Here is a 16,010-nt window from a genome sequence, read left to right as displayed (position 1 = left end):
TGGGATTTCAGTAGGGTGCGGCGGTTGCTGAGCGGTGGTTCGCACGGGGTCGCGGCGCGTCTGCGCCGCGACCCCGTCGCCATCAGGCCGCTGTGCCGAGTGCTCGCTGGCGCTTGAGCCAGCTGAGTCGGGCGACGACCGCGCCACCGAGCAGCAGCGCGAGACCCATGAGAATGAACCCGATCTGCTCGCTGCCCGTGGTGGCCAGGACTCCGCCGACGACCCCGATGCCCGTGGGCGGTGCTGCGGTGTACATCCCGCTCCTTTCGTCGAAATCTTGCTATCACTTAACGGTAACATGTAACAAGAAAGCGCGCAATGGACTCTCACGCTGCGGTCGACGGTGCCCAGCGTTCGCCCAGGCGGGGACGCTGGGATCGCGGGCGGCACGCCGCCCACGATCCCTCGCTGCGGACTACCCCTGTGGCGCGCCGGGTGCAGTGCCGCGCGTTCGCATCCGCATCCGCATCACGATGACGGCGATTCCGGCGAGCAGGGTCGCTGCGCCGATCCAGGCCAGACCGGCGTCTGCTCCACCGGTTCGCGCCAGCGTGCCGTCGGCCGACGCGCGCGCTTCGGTGGACGCAGCGGAGGCGGATGCGCCGGCTTCCATCGCTTCGGCGGAGGCGTCGGCGGAGGCTCCCCGCACAGCCGCGGCGCTACTCGCAGACCCGGAGGCACTCGCGCCCGAGTCCGTCCCGGCGCTCGCGGAACTGTTCGCATCCGCTACCGCGGTCGCCGCCGCGCTCGCGGTCGCCGAAGCGGCGCTCACGTCCGCACTCGTGTCTGATTCGGAACCGGCTCGAGCCGACGCATCAGCCGTGCTGCGCGAGTCGCTGCCCGCCGTTGCGTCCGCAGTCGACGTACTGTCCGCTGCGGCAGCGCTGCTCGAACTCGCATCGGCATCCGCGCGCGCATCATCGCCCGACCCGGTCGAATCCGCACTCGCACTCGCCTCGGCGGTCGCTGTCGCGGCGCTTCCCGTCCCGGTTGCCGTGTCTGCGTCGGCCTGCGCGTCGGAGCCGCCGGTTCCGGGGTCCTCTGCTGCGATCACGCGCACCTCGGCCGGGTTGGTTTCACTGATGCGCCCGCCCGCGCCAAGCCAAGCCCCGGTGGTGTTGACGTAGCGGTCGCCCTCGAGATGATCGGGGTTGCTCAGCACGACGTGCAGGCCGCCGAAGCCGGGCTCGCCCTGGGCGAAGTCGGCGACGATGACGCGCAGAGCGGTGATGCCGGGGATCTTCGAGAGATCGGCGCCGTCGACGTCGATCCAGTCGATCGCTTCGCTGTTGGCGGCCGCAGCACGCACCTCGTGAGGCTTCGCAGTCGTGTATTGCAGGGTGCCGTAGCCGTCGGGTGCCGGGTTGCCCTGGCCGTCGGTGATGCGCGCCGAGGCGACGCCGACCTCCCCGGTGAAGCTCGATCCGCGATCGTCGCCGTTGTGGGGCAGTACGTCGACGAAGTGCGAGGTGCGCTGCGAGTCGGTCTGCAGGTTGAACCAGCTGGTCTCCCACTCGGGCGAGCCGCCCGGCACGATCTCTTCGTCACCCGAGACGGTCTTCTCGGTGCCGACGACCTGCGCTCGGAGATAGCTCACGGTCGCCTGCGCGCGGTCGGGATCGGCGCCCTGTGCTTCGAGCACCGCGGTGTTGACGTAGGTGGTGTCGACCGGTGCCACGAGCGAGGTCTTCGCCGAGTAGCGCAGCGGCGTGAGTTCGGTGGCGGTGGTCGCACTGCCGCGGTAGGTGAAGGTCAGCGTGAGGCCCGCGAGCGCGCTCCCGGTACGCTCGACCTCCCAGTCGTCGGAAATCGCGCTGGTGTCGACGGAGACGAGGCCGGCCGGCAGCTCATCGACGATGCGGATGCCGTGCACCTCGCGTTCGTGCGGGTCGCCGGGGTTCGCGACGAGTGCGGGGGTGAGCGTGTAGTCGATGCTCGCGCCACCGACCACGGTGCCGCGCGCAGCGCTCTTGTCGAGCCGGACTCGAAGGTCTCGCACCTCGATCCAGGACTCGTCGAGTGCGAAGTGCCGCTCCCCGTCTGCGTCGGTGTAGGCGTGCGCGGCGACGTCGGGCACGAGGTTCGCCTCCCCGACCTTGGACACGAGCCGCATGGGCACCGCAACGACGAACGCCTTCTGGGTGGCTGGGCTGCTCCCCCATGCTCCGGCCGTGTGGGCGACGCGAATGCCCGACACCCGCTCGGGACCGCCGGCCTCGGCGATGCTCGATACCCAGGTGTTGCGCTCGGGATCCATACGATCGTTGCCCGAGGTGTACTGGATCGAGTACTCGCTCGGCTGCAAGGGTGACTTGCCGCGGTCGACGCCGACGTAGGGCGTCGCGTCTTCGAGGATCCGCTGTTCACTCGGGTGCCAGAAGTCGTAGGAGACGATGTCGCTGATGGGGCTCATCGCGCCCGTGGACTTGTCGGTGCTGGGCTGCACCCACCAGCGCGGCACGATGATGCTGTCGGTCGAGACGGGAGCTTCGTCGACCCACTCGTAGCGGTCGGCTTGCGCGGCCGGGTCGGCCGTGAGCGCGGCAGGCGCGCTCGGGTCCTTCTGCACGAGAATCCGCTTGTCGGTCGCTGCGTCGCCGCGCCCCGACTGCGGCAGTTCGACGTACCCCGATATCTTCGATTCGGAAGTGACGAGAACAGGATGGCCGTCGCTCGTCTGCCACTGCTGGGGAGCGGCGGTGTTCCAGACGACCACACGGTTGCTGCCCACGGCCGGCAGGTCGGCAGCGCGCACCCAGAGGCGCACCGCCACGGTCGCTCGGGCCCAGCTGCCGTCGGCGACGGTGCCGGGCAGGTCGGGGTAGCCGTTCAGCGCGATATCGAGCGTGTTGCCGTTCTGCCGCAGCGAGGGGCTGGCTCCCGCGCTCTTGCGGATGATCTCGGCCTGGAATCGCAGCTTGGCGGAGCCGGGCGGTCCCGTGACGGTGAAGGTGTCGCGGATCGCCGCGGGCTGCGCGAGATCGAACTGCAGCACGCCGACCTCCTTCTCTGGAATGGGCCGAACGCGCAGGACGAAGTCGACGGCGCGGGCCGCGACGACGCCCTCGCCGTCGCCGAAGTCATGGTTCGCCGAGATGTTGTGCGCCGCGACGGTCTTGTTGAATTCGGCTCGGTATTCCCCGCGTACGGTGATCGGCTCGGTCGCCGCTTCGAGCGCGGCGCCGCCGTTCTGGGCGACGACGGCCGGCGTGTACCGGCTGCCGTCTGCGACGGTGCGGGTCGGGATTGCCTTCATGCCCGCGAGGCTGAGCAGTTTTCCGCTGACCCGGGTGACGGTGGCGGTGAGGGTACGGCCGTCGGTCGAGACGGCGTGGTGCGCGGCATAGGCGGTGCCGTCGGTGTCGAGTGCCCCGAGCGAGGTCGGATCCCAGCGCCAGCCCTCGGGCAGCGTCTGGCTGAGGACGCCGCCCGCGGTCCCGATCACAGCGAGGTCCCACTGGAAGGCGACTGCATCGTTGGTGGCGACGACACCGTTCTTCGCGCCGTCATCGACGGCGTTGGGGACCTGTGCACCGTCGAAGAGCACACTGATGCCCAGGCGATCGAGCCAGGCGTCGGCCGCGCGCGCCGCGGTCGGGGCTGTCGCGCCCGCGAGCAGCAGCACGACGCCGAGCAGCGCTGCGGCGAATCGCGCGGGAAGAGTTCTGGAGTGAGCCCGCGGGCTCGGGACAGGGTGAGCGGTCACCGATGATTCCTCTCGTCGGGGTGCGGAGTCGGATGGACTGAACGCCAGCACCGACGCACGCCCGAGCGATGCGGATGAGCGCACCGTTTCCTGGCGTCCATCGTAACCGGTTACCGCTGAAATGGCGGGATATCAATCGGCCGTCACGCGGTCGCGCTCTGAATGGCGCGATCACTCCGGAGTGCCTGGTACAGGCGTTCCGCGTAGTCACGGAGGGCGGCACCGTTTCCGTGCAGCAGTTCTCGTTCGACGGCGCACCAGTCCAGCCCGGTTGCGTGGACGGCTGCGGCGCAGCCGCGGATCTCGAGGGTGGCGCGGGTGAGGTATCTGCCGAGCGGTCCGAGGATGCCGCGGCTGAACACCCCTGCACCGGAGGGGTAGCCGAGCGTCAAGAGGGCGGCGCTGGTGTCGAGGAAGCGGGCGAGACCGGCGAACGGGTCGCGGTGGTCGCAGTCGGCGGGGAGCTGGTCCGTTCGGCAGGTGTCGGGCATGGTGCGGCGCAGGCGGTCGGGGTCGGCGTGATCGATGGCGCCGGAGACGAGGAGTCCGAGCGCCCGGACCCGTTCTTGCATGTCGGCGTCGCTCCACTGGGCGATTTCGGTACGGGAGTTGCGGGCGATGGTGATGAAGCCTTCGTCTGCGAGACGCCGGACGGCTTCGCGCACGGGGGTGCGCGAGATGCCGAGTTCGACGGCGATGTCGTCGAGTTTGAGTCGTTCGCCGGGCGCGTAGCGTTCGCGCACGATGTCGTGGAGGAGCCGTTCGTAGACCTGTTCGCTGAGCAGCTCGACTCGGAGGTCGAGTCGGGTGCCGGTGAGGGTGGGGGCGGTGCGCATGCGGTGGTCCTTTCAGGCGTGGTCGTGGCTGTGGCGCTGGGCGTGCTGCCGGGTGGGTGTGCGAAGGCCCCCGGTGCCGGGCGTCGTGGTTCGACGCCCGGCACCGGGGGCTGTTCGCTGCCGGTCCCGGCCGGGGCGATGCGTGGTTACGCGTCGGCCCTGGTCTGCTGGCGGCGACGGATCAGCAGGCCGAGACCCGCAGCTCCCGCGAGCATGAGGCCCGCGAGGGATCCGGCAGCCATCGGCTCCTCGCCGTTCTCGGCCGACACGATGAACTCGAGATCCTTCGAACCGCCGTGGTTGTCGGTCACCGTGACCTGCTGCTCACCGTTCTCGAGTTCGGGCAGCTGGCAGGCCCAGTCGCCATTCTCGTCGGCGGTGGTGGTGCAGAGCTCGACACCGTTCTGGTCGACGATGGTGATCTCGGCGCCCGGCTCGGCGGTGCCGGAGACGACCGGGGTCTTGCTGTCGACGGTCGGCTTCGCGCCGCCCTCGGGTGCGGGGCTCGTGATGACGAGTTCATCGGTCGGGACGGTGAAGTCGACGTTCTGCGTACCGTCGTGGTTGTCGGTCACGACGATCTCGTTCTTCCCGGCAGGGAGGGTGCCGATACCGGTCGACCAGTTGCCGTTCTTGTCGGCGGTCGTGGTGCCGAGGACGTTGCCGTCCGCGTCCGTGACCGTGATCTCGGCGCCCGGCTCGGCGGTGCCCGACACGGTCGGCTGCTTCGAGTCGACGGTGGAGCCGGCCTTGGGGCCGGTGACAACGAGCTTCTCGAAGGGAACCTCGAAGTCGACGTCGGTCGAGCCGCCGTGGTTATCGGTCACGGTGATGCCGGTGCTGCCGCCGCCGAGTTCGGGCAGGGTGACGCTCCAGTTGCCGTTCTCGTCGACGACGGTCTCGCCGATCACTTCGCCGTTCTTGTCGGTGATGGTGATCTCGGCGCCGGGCTCGCCGGTGCCTTCGACAGTGGGCGTCTTGCTGTCGACGGTCGAGCCGGGCTTCGGCCCGGTGACGACGAGCTCGTCGGCGGGGACGGTGAAATCGACGTTCTGCGAGCCGCCGTGGTTGTCGGTCACGACGATCTCGTTCTTGCCGGTCGGGAGGGTACCGATCGGCGTCGTCCACTTGCCATCCTCACCGGCGACGGTCTCGCCGATGACGTTGCCGTCCTTGTCCTTCACCGTGATCTCAGCACCGGGCTCGGCGGTGCCGGACACGATCGGCTGCTTCGAATCGACGGTCGAGCCCGCGGTGGGGCCGGTGACGACGAGCTCGTCGATGATGTGGACGTCGAACGATCCGGTCGCGGTCGAGGTCTGGCCTCCCGCGTTCTGCTGCGCGGTGATGTTGACCGTGCCCTCGGGCAGGTCCTTGCCTGGCTTCACGCTCCACTTCCCGTCGCTGCCGACGGTCGTGGTGCCGATCGCTTCGCCCGCACCGTCGGTGACGGTGACGGTCGCGCCGGGCTGGCCGGTGCCGGTGATCGTGGGACGCGGGTCGTTCGTGGTGCCGGTGGGGCCGGTGAGCGCGACCTTCGTGGCGACGTTCACGTCGAATGCGCCGGTGGCGGTCGTCTTCACGCCGTTCACGGTCTGCTCTGCGGTGACGACGTAGCTGCCGTTTGCGAGGTCCTTGGTGGGGGCGACCTTCCACGTGCCGTCGCTGCCGACGGTCGCGGTGCCGATCGCGTTGCCGTTGCCGTCCTTCACGGTGATGGCCGCGCCGGGCTCGCCCGTGCCGGTGATCGCGGGACGCGGATCGGTGACGGTCCCGTAGGGGCCGGTCACGGCGACCTTCGCGGCAGTCTTGATCTCGAAGGTCCCGGTCGACGAGGACTTCTGGCCTTCGATGGTCTGGTCGGCGCGGACCGTGTGCGGCCCGGTTGCGAGTTCGCTCGCGACCGGAAGACGCCAGGTGCCGTCGCTGCCGACGGTGACGGTGCCGAGCAGGCCGCCACCCTCGCGCCACACCTCGACCGTCGCACCGCGATGGCCGGTGCCGGTGATCGTCGGCTTCGCGTCAGTGATGATCCCCGTGGGGCCGGTCACCGCGACAGGCGTGGCGATGAAGACCCGGAACGCGGAGCTGTCGGTGGTCTTCACCCCGTCCACCATCTGCTCGGCCCGCGCGACCCAGTCCTGCTGAGCCAAGTAGCCCTTGTAGCCGGCGCCCGTGGTGGTCCAGGTCCCGTCGGCCTTGACCACCACTTCCTCGTGCGGGATGGTTCCGCCGCCGATGTACACCTTCACCGTCGCACCGGGCGTTCCGGTTCCGGTGATGAGCGGTCGATTGTTCGCGATCGTGCCGGAGGGACCCGTGACCGTGACGGGCTTGCTCGCCTTCACCTCGAAGGATCCGGTAGCGGTCGACTTCACACCGCCCGCGTTCTGCTCCGCCGTGATCGCGTATTTGCCGTCAGCGAGGTCCTTGGACGGAGTCAGCGTCCACTTCCCGTCACTACCGACCGTCGTGGTCCCGAGGACATTGCCCGCGTCGTCTTTCACGGTGATGGAAGCGTTGGGCTCGCCGACACCAGTGATATCCGGTCTCGTGGTCGCAACAACCCCAGTCGGTCCCAGGATCGCCAGCTGTTCACCAACCTGATACGGCGAAAGCGCCGGAACGTATATGCGGTCCCGCTCCGATTCACGGTTATCAATAACCGTTCCATTATGATAGAGATTAGTGCCCGCCACATTCAGGGCCCCATTCTTGATGGTCCAATCAAGTGCCGCGGTGGAATTGCAGGAGTAATAGCCAACCTTTGCAAGGTGGGTTTTCGATGGCGCACCAAAGCACCGCCCATCCGAGGTGCGCACTTGACCACTCTTCCCCACGGCAGGAAAAGTATAGATGGCCCTTTCCCCGAAGGTAGCGGCATGGTCGATTGCATCCTGAATAGTCGCCGGAGCCCAAGTCTGCCCCGTGCCCGAGTAATAGTAGCCATCTCCACTAGGGGGCGGCAGCTTCACGTGCGCACCCTGGGGGTGATCTGGACTGTTATCCACCCAGACGCCCCTCAGTCTCGTCTCACCCACCTGCGGCGCCGCTCTCCCCTCATCAGCCGCACTCGCCGGGGCCGCCGTCACCGCGTCCGCCGCGACCACTCCTCCGATCGCGAGCGCGCCCGCCATACCGAACGCGGAGAGCCTGCCCACCGCTTTACCGAAACCCATACGTTTCTCCTCCTGTTGGGGTTGCGAGAGGTCACTCGACCCCTCGTACGTCACGAGAACCCTAACATGTTAGCGGTAGCTTGCACAAGGAGGTGCGAGAGGGGTTGGGTCCTGCGACACCTTCGTCGCACGGGATGACGGAGGGGGCTCGCGCAGGCGGGCGGGGGCAGCAGGGGTGGACGCGCCCGGTTTCGACCCGCTTCGCTCGCTCAACCGCCGGGACGCTCAACCGGCGGAACAGGACCGCGCACACGACGAGACACGACGCGCAGAGACGCGAAAAGCCCCGCCCACCTCAGAGAGGGTGGGCGGGGCTGGATCCTGCGACTCCTTCGTCGCGCAGGATGACGGAGGGTCTCGTGCAGGATGACGAGGCAGGATGTCGCGCAGGAGGACAGGGTCGCGGTTTCGACTCTCTCCGTTCGCTCAACCAGCGGAACAGGCTCGCTCAACCGGCGGAACAGGACCGCTCACACGACGGAACAGGCTCGCTCAACCGGCGGAACGAGCTCGTTCAACCAGCGGAGCGGGACCGCTCAGCCGGCGGAGCGGCCTCCTCGAGGTCGGCGACCGCGGCGGCCGCGAACTCGCGCAGCAGCTCCACCGCGCGCTCGGCCTCGCCCGCGAGCACCGCCTCGTTGATGCGCATCACGTACGATCCGAGGCGCTCCAGGTCGACCTCGGTGCCGGGGATGCTGAGCGCCCGCGATACGAGGGGCGCGCACTGGTCGATGTAGTGCCGCAGCATCTCGTTGTCCGCGGCGCGCGCGAGCGCGCGCTCGTAGTTGCCGAGACTCGCGAGGTAGACCGACGGCCGGACACCCTCCTCGACCGCCGCCAGCACACCGTCGGCGAGCTGCTGCAGCTCGGCGCGATCCTGCTCGGCCAGGCGCGGAGCACCCTCGCTGAGCGCGATGCGGAAGAACACGAACTGCGCGATCACCGCCTCCAGGATCCCGTCGCGATCCGCCGGGGCGACGCGCGTGAACTGGTTCGGCACCATCTCGACGAGCCGCTCGTCGCTGAGCCGCGCCAGCGCGTCTCGAATCGACGCGCGGGAGGAGCCGAGCCACTCGACGATCTCGTCCTCACGGAGCCGCTCCCCGGGCTCGAGCACGCCGTCGGTGATCGCGTCGCGGATCGCGAAGTAGACCTGATCGCGCAGGAAGACGCGGCCGGTGGTCTGCGTCGCGACGCGTTCCCCACCCTCGAGGTCGACGTCGAACGCCTCGGCCACCAGCGCGAAGTGCGCATCGATCGCGCGCTCCAGGCCGGCCGCGTCACGCGACTCGGCGGCGGCGATCACGGCGTCGACCTCGGGACGGTGCAGCGACGTGATGCCCTGCACCGCGCCGGCCTGCACGAGGTGCGCCACGATCTGCGTGTGGAAATCGCGCAGCAGCGCGTTCCCGACCCGCTCGAGCAGCACGTCGTAGAAGGCGTCGAAGGCAGTGACGCTCGCCACGCCGGGCTGGGCGTCGCGCATGGCCTCCGCCCGCTCCCGAAGCCGGGCGAGGTCGTCGTCGCTCACGCCGTCGACGAGCATCCGCGCCGTCGACTCGGTGATCCCCCGGTAGAGCACGAGCGCGTCGCGGGTGCGCTCGGGGGCCACCTCGCGCACCCGGGTCCCGACCTGCGGACGGACCACCACGAGCCCCTCGCCCGCGAGGCGGCGCAGTGCGGCACGCACCGATGCGCGCGTGCCGCCGAACTGCTCGGCCACTCGGATGTCGGTGAGCGAAGCGCCCGGTTCGAGTTCGCCCGAGAGGATCGCGTCTCGGATCGTCTCGGTGATCGCGTCCTTCAGCAGCACTCGGGCTGGAATGATCGGCGATGCGGTCTGTGGGATCGGCATGTCATCCTCCTCGACAGCCACCCTAACAACTCAGCGGTCACATGAAAGATGGAAGATCCCGGGATTTTACGCCTCCTGCGCAGATGCACTCCGCGAATGCGCTAGGCGGCCCGCGCATCTCCGAGTCGAATCGCGATCTGCGCGATCTTCCGCCCCGCGAAGCCGTCGCCGTAGGGCGACGGCACATCCTGCAGGTGAGACCAGCTCTGCCCCAGCGCGGCGCGGATCGCCGCGAGCAGATCCTCGCCCGGCGGCACCAGGCGGGCGAAGCCGGCCGCGATCGACTCGGGTCGCTCGGTCGAACGGCGCACCACCAGCAGCGGCTTGCGCAGCACCGTCGTCTCTTCTTGCACACCCCCGGAGTCGGAGACCAGCAGCTCGGCCTGCTGCGCGAGCGCGAGGAAGTCGGCGTGCCCGAGGCCCGCGCGCACGTCGAGCAGGTGCATCATCTCGCTCAGCCCGAAGCGCTCCGCCGCGGCGACGGTGCGCGGGTGGGCGGCGAGCACCACGTTCGCCCGGCTCTCGACGAGCGCCTCGAGCACCCGGGACAGCGCCGCCGGGTCGTCGGTGTTCTCGGGCCGATGAATGGTCGCGAGGATCCTGGCGCCGGGCTCGGCCGCGAAGCGCTCGGCCGATTCCGTGCGCGCCATCGCCTCCAGCGTCGCCTCCACCACCGTGTTGCCCGTCAGCGCGATGCGCTCGGCCGGCAGGTTCTCGTCGAGCAAGTTGCCGACGGCCTGCTCGGTCGCCGCGCAGTGCACGTCGGCGATGGCACCGACCACCAGCCGATTGATCTCCTCTGGCATGCCACGGTCGAAGGAGCGCAGGCCCGCCTCGACGTGGACGACCGGGATCCCGAGGTAGTTGGCCGCCTGCGCCCCCACCGAGGTGGAATTGGTGTCGCCCTGCACGACGACCGCGGCGACCGGATGCGCGGCGAAGTGCGCCGCGAGCTCCGCGATCCCTCCCGCGATCTGCTCGGCGCGCCCCACGCCGCTCATGCTTTCGAGCCGCACCTGGGGTCGCCCGATGCCGAGGTCCTCGAAGAAGCGGCCGGCCATCGCGTCGTCCCAGTGCTGGCCTGTGTGGATCACGCGGGCGCGGTCGCCGAGCGCGCGGATCACGCTCGCCAGCTTGATGATCTCGGGGCGCGTGCCGAGCACCACGGCGATATCGGTCGGATGGAAGGTCATGCGGTCCCCCTCGTTCGGTTTCTAACATGTTACCTGGTTACCGTTTGGATGGTCAAGCTTCCATGTAAGCGCTTGGATTCCGTGCCGTTCGAAGCCGCGCACTGGTCTTACAGTTGGCACGTGACCGGTTTCACCGACGAATCCCGCTCGCGGCCCGACCCCGCTCCGCTGCAGCGCCCGCACCTCCTCGATCGCCTGGACGCCGCCGAGACCACCCTGCTGACCGCGCCTCGCGGAGCCGGCAAGACCGTGCTGCTCGACCGCTGGCTGCAGCGCCGGCGCGAACTCGGCGAGCGCACCGCGTGGATCGACGCCTCGACGTGGGGCCGTTCCGGCACGGACGCCCGCTCCGCACGAGTCGGCACCGGAGTACCCGGCGACGCGCTCCCGCCGCTCCGGGCCGACGTCGACGCCCTCGTGATCGACGGATTCGACGGCAGCGCGCCGGAGGCGGCCGAACGCCTCGCGGCGCTGCTCGACACCGCGGGATCCGCCGCGCGGGTCGCCATCGCCACGCGCGCGCCGCTCCACCGGGGTGCCGACGCCCACCATCGGCTCGCCACCGCGGCGACGCTGCGCCTGCGCGAGCTGCGGTTCGTCGCGAGCGAACTCGATGCGGTCCTCACCGAGGCGCACGGCGATGCGGGGCCCGAGACGACCGCGCTCGTCGACGCGCTGACCGGAGGCCTGCCAGGCCTCGTCGCCGTGATCCTCGACGAGCTCCGCTACGCCGCGGCCCGCTCCCTCCCGCTGCCGGGCGGACTGCAGCTCCGACGCGCCCTTCGGGAGGATCTCGACGCCCAGTTCGCCTGCGAGGTCGCACGCGCGGAGGGGCCGGAACGCCTCGACGCTCCGCCGAGCACCGGCCCGTGCGCGAGCCTCCAGCGCCTCGCGCTCCTGCCGGCCTTCGGGCTGCGCGACGAGGCAGCGCTCGCGCTTCCCGGGGGCTGGACGATGCGACGCCTCGCCCGCGAGGGCTGGCTCGAGGGGCTCTCGGGATCGGGCGCCACCGCTCGCGGCCGGGTGCCGCAGGGCTTCCGATCCGCACTCCCACCCCTCGAAGACGGGATCGCGCTCCCCCTCATCGCCGCCCTCGCGCGCACCCGGGTCGAGGAGGACCGCCTCGACGAGGCCTGGGACATCGCCTTCCCCCGCGCCGGCGCTGCGGTCGCCTGGAGCATCGGCGTCACCGCCGCCGCCCGCCTCGACATGCAGGTGCTCTTCCGTATCGCGCGCGACTGCCTCGAGCAGCCGCCGTCCTGGTTCGAGCCGAGCCCGTACCTGGGCTGGTTCGCCGCCGTGTTCACCCGCGGCGAGGGCCCGGGGGTGACCGAGCGGATCCGGCTCATCGCCGCGATGGAACCCACGCAGCTCGCCATGCCGGCACCGGCCGCCGATCGGTTGATGTTCTTCTCGATCCTCACCGTCGCATTCCGGATCCAGGGCAACCTCGACCGCGCGCTCGACTGCGCCGACCGGTCCATCGCGATCTGGCAGAACCTCTCGCGCACGCTCGCGCCGCAGGACCAGGGCATCGGCGTCTGGGGTCTCAACACCGCGGCGATGACCTATTTCGCCGCGAACCGCCAGTCGCAGGCGATGGCCTGCGCCCGCTCGGCCTGGGAGATCACGCTCGCGGCGGGCAGCCCGCCCGTCAGCGCCCTCTTCGGCAACAGCCTCGCCCTCATCCAGGCCGTCCGCGGCGACCTTGCGGCCGCCGAGCGCACCATCGCCGCGGTGCGTCGCGTGGAGGCGGAGCAGTCACCGCGGATCATGAACGCGCCGGCGCCCCTGGTCGCCGGCTTGATCGCGCTCGAACGCGGCGACCTCGAGACCGCGCGGGCGTCGATCGACGCCGCACGCACCATGATCGGCGACTCCGAGCTGTGGCCCATCTACGAGAGCGCGGCCGCACTCGTCGACACCGTCGCGCAGGCCCCGGCCGCCGCGGCCCGGCTCGAGCGCGCCCTGCGCAGCCGCACCGAGCAGGGCCACCGGATCGTGATCCCGCGCTACGTGCGCACCGCGATCGCCCTCATGCGGCTCGTCGACCCGACCACGGCGGACACCGAGACCGCGACGGAGGAGGCCGAGACCGCTCCGCGGCCCGGGGTCGCCGACCCGCTCGAACCGGTGATCCCGGCACTGCAGCGCCTGCTCCGCTCGGACCCGGGCGGCGCCCTGCGGCTCGCCCGCGAGTCCGGGCAGTTCGACGGCCCCCGCGAAGCCCCGCGCGCCGAAGCCTGGCGCACGCTCATCGCCGCTGCCGCCGCCCTCGACAGCGGCGCCCCCTCGCGGGAGATCGCGCAGCACCTCGCTCGGGCCGCCCTCGCCGCCGAGAGCAGCCACCTGGCGCTGCAGGTGCGGTTCATCCCCGAGCGGCTGCGCCTCGACCTCGCCGAGATCGCCCGCGAGCACCGGTTCCCCGCGTTCGCGGAGCAGCTCGCCGATGTGGAGGGCCGCCCCTCGCTCGTGTCGGAGCTGCCGCGGATCCAGACCCCTCGCAGCGCGAGTTCGAGGTGCTGCGCGCGCTCGCCTCGGATCGCAGCGTGCAGTCCATCGCCGACGAACTGGGGGTCTCGGTCAACACCGCGAAGACCCAGATCCAGCGCCTCTACCGCAAGCTGGGCGCGCACACCCGCGCCGACGCCGTGCGCGCCGCGATCCGGCACGGGCTCATCGACGGCGGCGACGAATAGGACGGGCAGCCCGCGGACGACGGAGGGCCCGACCGGTCGACCGGTCGGGCCCTCCGCGTCCCGCGGCTCGCGCGGGATCGCGTCAGTTCGTGCGGGGTGGCCTCAGCGCACGTCCTCGTCGACCCAGCCGGTCGACTTCGTGACGGCCTTGCGCCAGTTGCGGAGCTGGCGGTCGCGCTCGGCGTCCTCCATCGCGGGCTCCCAGCGGCGATCCTCCTGCCAGTTCGCGGCGAGGTCGTCGAGGCCGCTCCAGAACCCGACCGCGAGACCCGCGGCGTAGGCCGCGCCGAGCGCCGTGGTCTCGGCGACGACGGGACGCACGACCGAGACGCCGAGCACATCGGCCTGGAACTGCATGAGCGCGTTGTTCGCGACCATGCCGCCGTCGACCTTGAGCTCGGTGAGGTCCACCCCGGCGTCGGCGTTCACCGCGTCGAGGACGTCGCGCGTCTGGAACGCGACCGCTTCGAGCGCCGCACGGGCGATGTGCCCCTTGTTGGAGTAGCGGGTCAGCCCGACGATCGCGCCGCGGGCGTCCGGACGCCAGTAGGGCGCGAACAGGCCCGAGAAGGCGGGCACGATGTAAACGCCGCCGTTGTCGGGCACGCTGTCGGCGAGCTCCTCGACCTCGGGAGCGGCCGAGATGATCCCGAGCTGATCGCGCAGCCACTGGATCAGCGAGCCGGTGACCGCGATGGATCCCTCGAGCGCGTAGTGGGTGGGGCCGTCGCCGAGCTTGTACCCGACCGTGGTGAGCAGGCCGTTCTGCGAGTGCACGATCTCCTCACCGGTGTTGAAGATGAGGAAGCAGCCCGTGCCGTAGGTGTTCTTCGACTCGCCGGCGTCGAACGCCGCCTGGCCGAAGGTCGCGGCCTGCTGATCGCCGAGGATGCCCGAGATCGGGGTGCCGCGCAGCAGCGAGGAGTCCTCGGCCTCGCCGTACACCTCGGAGGACGACTTGATCTCCGGCAGCATCGAGCGGGGAACATCGAAGGCTTCGAGGATGTCGTCGCGCCACTCCAGGGTCTTCAGATCCATGAAGAGGGTGCGCGACGCGTTGGTGACGTCGGTGACGTGCACGCCGCCCTCGGGACCACCGGTCAGGTTCCACAGGACCCAGCAGTCGGTGGTGCCGAAGAGCAGGTCGCCGGCCTCGGCCGCCTCGCGCGCGCCCTCGACGTTCTCGAGGATCCACGCGATCTTGGTGCCCGAGAAATAGGTCGCCAGCGGCAGGCCGACGATCTCCTTGAAGCGCTCGATGCCGCCGTCGGCCGCGAGGCGGTCGACGATGGCCTGCGTGCGGGTGTCCTGCCACACGATCGCGTTGTAGACGGGCTGGCCGGTCTTCCGGTTCCAGACCACCGCGGTCTCGCGCTGGTTGGTGATGCCGATGGAGGCGATGTCGTGCCGGGTGAGGTCGGCGCGACCGAGCGCGATGCCGATCACCTCCTGCACATTGCGCCAGATCTCCAGCGGATCGTGCTCGACCCAGCCGGCCTGCGGCATGATCTGCTCGTGCTCCTTCTGACCGACGGAGATGATCGATCCCGCCTTGTCGAAGATGATCGCCCGGCTCGAGGTCGTGCCCTGGTCGATCGCGATGATGTACTGAGACATGTGGTGCTTCCTTTCGTGAAAGCGGCGTTGCTCCGGTGAGGAAATTGCTGGTTCGGGTGCTCCTGCGGCGAGCGCGCCGGTCAGGCGGCGAGCCCCAGGAGGACGGGGAAGCGAACGCCGCGATCGCTCCGCCGACGAGCGGGCCGAGCACGGGAACCCAAGCGTAGCCCCAGTCGCTGGAACCCTTGCCCTTGATGGGAAGGATCGCGTGCGCGATGCGCGGGCCGAGGTCGCGGGCGGGGTTGATGGCGTAGCCCGTGGGGCCGCCGAGCGATGCGCCGATGCCGACGACGACGAGCGCGACCGGCAGCGCGGTGAGCGGTCCGAGGCCTCCGGGCACGCCGACGTGGATGTCGCCCTGGTCGGCGAAGGCGAACACCGCGAACACCAGCACGAAGGTGCCGATGACCTCGGTCATGAAGTTCCAGCCGTACGAGCGGATCGCCGGACCGGTGGAGAAGACGCCGAGCTTGTTGGCGGCCTCGGGCTCCTCGTCGAAGTGCTGCCGGTAGGCGATCCAGCACAGGATCGCACCGAGGATCGCGCCGACCATCTCGGCGCCGGCCGCGACGAAGAACTGCGCCGCGGAGATCTTGCCCGCGATGAGCAGGCCGAGGCCGACCGCCGGGTTCAGGATCGCGCCGGAGTAGGCGGAGGCGAGGACGCCGATGAACACGGCGAGGCCCCAGCCCCAGTTCACCATCAGCGTGCCGCCGCCGTTGCCCTTCGTCTTCGCGAGCACGACGTTCGCCACGACGCCGCATCCGAGGAGGACGAGGAGCCCCGTGCCGACGAGTTCGGAGAGGAAATAGAGACCGAGATTGACTTCTTGCATGTCGTCATTGACCTTTCGGGTGTTCTCGCGCTGCACGCCGGGCGGATCGCCCGCGCATCGGAGAAGTTTCGGAGTGCCGGTGCTCAGGCC

Annotated in this window: 8 protein-coding genes and 1 pseudogene; 1 reads left to right on the top strand and 8 read right to left on the bottom strand. The window is 70.1% G+C overall.

The window, feature by feature from the left end; translation table 11 throughout:
- Positions 1–82: 82 nt before the first annotated feature.
- The 6 genes from AB3K78_RS14695 to wecB all read right to left on the bottom strand — a co-directional run bounded on the left by AB3K78_RS14695 (position 83) and on the right by wecB (position 10,769).
- Positions 83–256 carry an LPXTG cell wall anchor domain-containing protein gene (locus tag AB3K78_RS14695; protein WP_416444447.1) on the bottom strand — a complete coding sequence of 58 codons (174 nt, stop codon included), beginning with the start codon at positions 254–256 and terminating at the stop codon, positions 83–85.
- Between the two features lie 159 nt (positions 257–415).
- Positions 416–3,706: a hypothetical protein gene (locus tag AB3K78_RS14690; protein WP_416444445.1), complete on the bottom strand. Its 3,291-nt coding sequence runs from the start codon at positions 3,704–3,706 to the stop codon at positions 416–418.
- Positions 3,707–3,849: 143 nt separating this feature from the next.
- Complete coding sequence (locus AB3K78_RS14685) at positions 3,850–4,542, bottom strand: GntR family transcriptional regulator (RefSeq protein WP_416444443.1); 693 nt, start codon at positions 4,540–4,542, stop codon at positions 3,850–3,852.
- 146 nt (positions 4,543–4,688) lie between these two features.
- Positions 4,689–7,679, bottom strand: coding sequence for an Ig-like domain-containing protein (locus tag AB3K78_RS14680; RefSeq protein WP_416447372.1), 2,991 nt, complete (start codon positions 7,677–7,679; stop codon positions 4,689–4,691).
- 556 nt (positions 7,680–8,235) lie between these two features.
- Positions 8,236–9,576 carry a GntR family transcriptional regulator gene (locus AB3K78_RS14675; protein WP_416444441.1) on the bottom strand — a complete coding sequence of 447 codons (1,341 nt, stop codon included), beginning with the start codon at positions 9,574–9,576 and terminating at the stop codon, positions 8,236–8,238.
- 101 nt (positions 9,577–9,677) lie between these two features.
- On the bottom strand, positions 9,678–10,769 hold the full coding sequence (wecB, locus tag AB3K78_RS14670) for a non-hydrolyzing UDP-N-acetylglucosamine 2-epimerase (protein ID WP_416444439.1): 1,092 nt from the start codon (positions 10,767–10,769) through the stop codon (positions 9,678–9,680).
- A 302-nt stretch (positions 10,770–11,071) separates the two neighbouring features.
- Here wecB and AB3K78_RS14665 point away from each other — a divergent pair, with 302 nt between their 5' ends.
- The gene (locus AB3K78_RS14665; RefSeq protein ID WP_416447371.1) at positions 11,072–13,468 is read left to right on the top strand and encodes a LuxR C-terminal-related transcriptional regulator; all 2,397 of its coding nucleotides are present in this window, start codon (positions 11,072–11,074) and stop codon (positions 13,466–13,468) included.
- 102 nt (positions 13,469–13,570) lie between these two features.
- Here the strand turns inward: AB3K78_RS14665 and glpK are convergent, their stop codons facing one another.
- Positions 13,571–15,085, bottom strand: coding sequence for a glycerol kinase GlpK (gene glpK, locus AB3K78_RS14660; RefSeq protein ID WP_416444437.1), 1,515 nt, complete (start codon positions 15,083–15,085; stop codon positions 13,571–13,573).
- A 103-nt stretch (positions 15,086–15,188) separates the two neighbouring features.
- Positions 15,189–15,920: pseudogene (locus AB3K78_RS14655) on the bottom strand (MIP/aquaporin family protein); the annotation flags it as partial.
- Positions 15,921–16,010: the final 90 nt, after the last annotated feature.

The organism is Leucobacter sp. HNU (assembly GCF_047946755.1).
In the GTDB taxonomy this organism is placed as follows: domain Bacteria; phylum Actinomycetota; class Actinomycetes; order Actinomycetales; family Microbacteriaceae; genus Leucobacter.
This window is presented reverse-complemented; position numbering and strand designations above follow the sequence as displayed.